Source organism: Arhodomonas sp. KWT (genome assembly GCF_010993615.1).
Map to the genome: position 1 here is coordinate 1 of NZ_WNXE01000383.1, position 1,703 is coordinate 1,703.

The 1,703-nt window shown below is 69.8% G+C and carries 2 protein-coding genes; both read left to right on the forward strand.

Annotated elements, in window-relative coordinates; all coding sequences use genetic code 11:
- Positions 1-179 precede the first annotated feature (179 nt).
- A complete protein-coding gene (locus G7A99_RS19170) occupies positions 180-1,463 on the forward strand; it encodes a M18 family aminopeptidase (RefSeq protein WP_163143211.1) in 1,284 nt (427 codons plus the stop codon).
- Between the two features lie 4 nt (positions 1,464-1,467).
- Positions 1,468-1,703: HTH domain-containing protein (locus tag G7A99_RS19175; RefSeq protein ID WP_163143214.1), on the forward strand; the 236-nt coding region annotated here is incomplete at its 3' end.

Genomic DNA, 1,703 nt, shown 5'->3' on the forward strand with positions numbered 1-1,703 from the left:
CGGGGGTTTTTTTATGCGCGCTCCGGCAGCAACGGCGCGGTTTTTCCCGCGGTGGCGATTACGTCCCGCCGGGGCGGTGGCAGGCGCCCGGAAGTGATACGTTATGGTGATCGAGCCTGGTCGCAACGGACGTGGGTGACCGGCCACGAACGCAGACAACGAGCGGAAACGACAGAGCGATGGCGGTACAGGAATACGAGATCGCGGACGACCTGCTGGCGTTCATCGACGCCGCGCCGTCCCCCTGGCACGCGGCGGCGATCATGGCCGCGCAGCTGGAGGCGATGGGGTTCGAGGAGCTGCGCGAGGACAAGGCCTGGACGCTGGCGCCGGGCCGCGGATATTTCGTGCGCCGAGGTGGTGCGAGCCTCATCGCATTCCGCGTCGGGCGCGACCCCGCTGCCTCCGGGTTGCGCATCATCGGCGCGCACACGGACTCGCCGGGCTTTCGGATGCGGCCGGAGGGCTCGACGGCCGGCGAGCCGTCGGCGGCTCTCGGTGTCGAGATCTACGGCGGACCCATCATCGCGACGTTCGCGGACCGGGACCTCACCCTCGCCGGCCGCGTGTGGTGCCGTGGTCAGCACGGCGAGCCGGTGCCGCTGCTCTATGCCGGGGACCGGCCCCTGGTGCGTCTGCCCAACCTCGCAATACACCTCAATCGGGGGGTCAACGAGGACGGTCTCAAGTTCCAGCTGCAGGACCAGCTCGGCATGGTCTTCTCTGACCGTGCGAACAATGGTCTCACCCCCTTCCTCGCCGAGGAGCTCGGTCATGACCCCGGCGCGGTGCTCGGCTGGGAGCTGGCGCTCACCGATACCCAGCCCGGCACGCGTTTCGGTGCGGACGGCGAATATATCGCCAACGGCCAGATCGACAACCTGGCGAGCTGCCACGCCGGTCTGTGCGCGCTGGTCCAGGAGGCGCCGGCGGAGGGCGTCACGTTGCTCGCCTGCTTCGACCACGAGGAGGTCGGTAGTGAGTCCCACCGCGGTGCCGCGGGCACGTTCCTGCCGGCGACGGTCGAGCGGATCCTGGCGGCCACCGACGCGGCCGCCGGGCGCGAGGCGATCTTCGCGCGCAGCTGGGTGGTCAGTGCGGACATGGCCCATGCCTGGAATCCGAACTTCCCGCAGGCCTACGACCAGCGCCACGCGCCCCGGGTAAACGGCGGTCCGGTGATCAAGCTCAACGCCAAGCAGCGTTATGCCTCGGACGGCGAGGGTGAGATATACTTCCGTCACGCCTGCGAGCGCGCCGGCGTGCCGGTACAGCGCTACGTTCACCGCAACGATCTGCCCTGCGGCAGCACGATCGGACCCATCACCGCGGCACGGCTCGGTATCCGTACCGTCGACGTCGGCGGGGCCATGTGGGCCATGCACAGCGCCCGCGAGTCTGCGGGGGCGCTGGATCCGGCGTATCTCGTTTCCGCCTTCCGCGCCTGTCTCTCCGAGGTCTGAGCCGATGAGCACCGAGAACGCCGGTGACGGGACCAGCGCGAGCCGACGGGTCCTCGCGGCGCTGGCGGATGGTGAAGTGCATTCCGGGCAGGCCCTGGCCGCGAATGCCGGGGTCTCCCGTGCGGCGGTCTGGAAGGCGGTGGAGGCGCTACGCCGCGCCGGCCATGAGATCGTTGCCGAACCCGGGCGTGGCTACCGCGCCGTCGCCCCTTATGTGCCGCTGTCGAAGGCCCGGATCCG

Bases quoted from the DNA above. Each gene is read 5' to 3' on its own strand.
- G7A99_RS19170 (WP_163143211.1), top strand. From the start codon at position 180: ATGGCGGTACAGGAATACGAGATCGCGGACGACCTGCTGGCGTTCATC.